This window comes from Achromobacter sp. 2789STDY5608621 (assembly GCF_001299375.1).
GTDB classification, from domain to species: domain Bacteria; phylum Pseudomonadota; class Gammaproteobacteria; order Burkholderiales; family Burkholderiaceae_B; genus Achromobacter; species Achromobacter insuavis.
Window position 1 is genome coordinate 1 of the sequence record NZ_CYTU01000056.1, and the last position, 3,029, is coordinate 3,029.

General features: G+C 69.3%; 2 protein-coding genes. Both read right to left on the minus strand.

All coding sequences use genetic code 11. From position 1 onward, the window contains the following. Nucleotides 1–172: 172 nt before the first annotated feature. Nucleotides 173–1,945: a GMC family oxidoreductase gene (locus AOZ53_RS29245; protein WP_054435330.1), complete on the minus strand. Its 1,773-nt coding sequence runs from the start codon at nucleotides 1,943–1,945 to the stop codon at nucleotides 173–175. Beyond that, a complete protein-coding gene (locus tag AOZ53_RS29250; protein WP_054490461.1) occupies nucleotides 1,938–2,675 on the minus strand; it encodes a gluconate 2-dehydrogenase subunit 3 family protein in 738 nt (245 codons plus the stop codon). Before AOZ53_RS29250 ends, AOZ53_RS29245 begins: the two co-directional genes overlap by 8 nt. Between the last annotated feature and the right edge of the window lie 354 nt (nucleotides 2,676–3,029).

Consider the following 3,029-nt stretch of genomic DNA (forward strand, 5'->3'; position numbering starts at 1 on the left):
GGTGCGGCCGGCGCGGCGGGCTGGGCCGGCGCGGGCGGGGCCTGCACGGCGGAGGCGCGGATCGGGCCGTCGCCGCCGGTGCCGAACATCTGGTGCAGGGTGGCGATCAGCGTGATGGCGGGCACGCCCACCATCAGCGCCACCGCGATGAGGATGCCGTTGCGATGTTCGATCATGATGACACCAGCCGCCCCGGCGAACGCAGGTAGTCCGCCTTGATTTTCTCGACGATCCAGTAGGCGGTGGCGCCCACCGTGCCCGTGGGGTTGTAGCCCGAGTTCTGCGGGAACAGCGCCGCGCCCGTGACGAAGACGTTGGGCACGTCCCACGACTGGCCGTAGCGGTTGACCACGCTGGTGGCAGGATCGCTGCCCATGGCCGCGCCGCCGGTCAGGTGGGTCGACTGGTACACCGTGGCCGAGAACGGCCGCTTGCGCGGTCCGGGCTCGGTCTGGGTCACGCCCTTCATGGCGCGGCCGATCTCGTCGCCGCGCTCGGTCAGGAACGCCGACATGCGGATGTCGTTGTCGGGGAAGTCGTAGGTCACGCGCAGCAGCGGCAGGCCCCAGGCGTCCTTATAGGTGGGATCCAGGCTGAGGTAGCCGCCGCGCCAGGGCTGGGCCGAGCCGGTGATGGTGATGTTGGCGGCGTGGTTGTAGTAGCGCTTGACCGCTTTCTTCCACTCGGCGCCCCAGCCCGGCGTGCCCTTGGGCGTGGGGTGAAAGCCGATCGGCGCGCCGCTGACCACCTGGATCTGCAGGTATCCGCCGCCGACGAAGCCGTGCGGGCCATGATCGAAGTTGTCGGCGCTGAAGTCGTCCATGGTGACCGCCACGGCGCCGGCGCCCATGAACGGATTGATGTTCACGGATTCGTCGAAGAACAGGTTCACGCCGGAGGTGGTCTGGTGCGTGTAGTTGCGGCCCACCACGCCCTTGTCGGTCACCGGGTCGTAGGGCTGGCCGATGCCGGACAGCAGCAGCAGGCGCACGTTGTTGATGCCGAAGGCGCACAGCACCACGATCTCGGCCGGCTGGAACATCTCGGCGCCGGCCGCGTCCACGTAGGTCACGCCGCGTGCGCGCTGCTTGTCGGGCGTCAGCTCGACCCGCAGCACGTGCGCGCCGGTGCGGATCTCGAAGGTCGGCAGCTTCATCGCCACCGGCAGGATACAGACCTGCGGCGAGGCCTTGGCGAAGTGCTCGCAGCCGAAGTTGGAGCAGAAGCCGCAGTACACACAGGCGCTCATGTGCAGGCCTTCGCTGTTCACGTAGGGCCGGGTACAGAGCGCGGATGGCTGCACGTAGGGATGGTAGCCAAGCTTGCGGGCGGCCTCGCCGAACAGGGCCGGCGCATACGGCACCTTCATCGGCGGGTTGGGGTAGGGCCGCGAGCGCCAGGGCTCGAACGGGTTGCCGCCTTCCTGCTTCTGGCCCTTGAGGTTGCCGGCCTGGCCGGAGGCGCCGATCAGGTAGTCGTAGCGGTCGAAGTACGGTTCCAGCTCGTCGTAGGTCAGCGGCCAGTCCTGGCAGGTCAGCTCGGGGTCGAAGATCTTGGCGCCATAGCGTTCGGTGTAGTGGCTGCGCAGGCGGAAATCGGTGGGGTCGAAGCGGTAGTAGGCGCCCGACCAGTGGTTGCCGGCGCCGCCCAGGTGGGTGCCGGGATAGGCGAACTGCCAGCGCCGCATCGGCAACGCCTTCTGGTCGGTGTGGTTGCGGAAGGTGAAGGTCTCGGTGGCCGCGTTCTGGTGCAGTTCGTGGCGCCGCGTGTACTTCAGTTCGTCGTGGACGTAGGGGCCCTGGAAGTCGGGCGAGGGCCAGCGCGCCTCGCCGCGTTCCAGCACCACCACGCGCTGGCCCGCCGCGGCCAGTTCCTTGCCGATGATGGCGCCGGTCCAGCCGCCGCCGACGATCGCCACGTCCACCGGGGGGAGCGTCTTAGCCATGGCCGTCTCCCGGTTTCATCGTGTGCACGCGGGCATTGGCGATGGACACGGGCCGGCCGGCCCAGATCACGCCGTGGCGCTCGATGTCGTTGGAGAACGAGGCGTAGGCGCCGGGAAAGCCCACCAGCTTCCAGCCCACCATGTCGATGTTGCCGCCATACAGCGGGTCGGAGAAAAAGCCCTCGATGGTGGCGTCCAGCAGGGCCTGGAAGAACACGGCCGACGGCAGCGGCGAAAAATCCGGCTTGCCGGCCTGCATGTCGTGCAGCCAGGCGTCCTGGCGCTGGGCGTCCAGTTCGGCGTAGGGCTTGCCGTCCTGCTTGCGGGCGGCGGCGTCCAGCGCCGCCAGGCCGCGCCGGAACATCTCGGCGGGCGTGAATGACAGCTGGTAGCCCTGTTCGGGCGTGCCGGCCTCGAACGGACCCTGGCGGTAGAACTGCTCGCCCGCGCCCCAGGCGCCCGCCAGCTGGCCATCGAGGAACTGGGTCACGCCGGCTTCCTTGGCGCCGGGGCCGAGCTCGTCGGCCGGGATCAGGCGCGCGGCGATGGCGTCCATCGCCAGGGCCTCCTGGGCGTTGAAGAACTTGAGCGTGCGGTTGGGCGGGGCGGCGGCCGGGGCGGCCGTGGGGTCGGGCGCGGCGGCGGCGTGGGGCGCCCAGACGGCGCCGGGCACGCCCACGGCCAGGGCTTTGAGCAGCCCGCGCCGTGCGGAAACAGGTTGGTCTTTCATTCATCGCTCCAGCGGCGGAGCCGACGTCCGGCGAGGCCGGCCCCACGGCGCTGCGGCCCGCGAGGCGACGACCTCCGGAGCGTTCGGCTCCCGAGTGAAAGGGATCCCGCGACAGCCTATGTGTACGTGCACTGAGTGTGTCACCGATCCGGGTGCCGCGACAACTCCCCGATGCGGGCCAACCCGGATTTTTCCGATTGCTGCATTTCAGCTAATATTCAGGTTCCTGAAAGAATGAGAGCACGGCGGAACACGCGGCCTGCGCTTGCCCGGCAAGCGCGGACGGTTTCGCCATCTATGACCGACGACCCGCCTCCTAGTACGGCGCCGCTCACGTGGCGGCGCCCGGTTTCC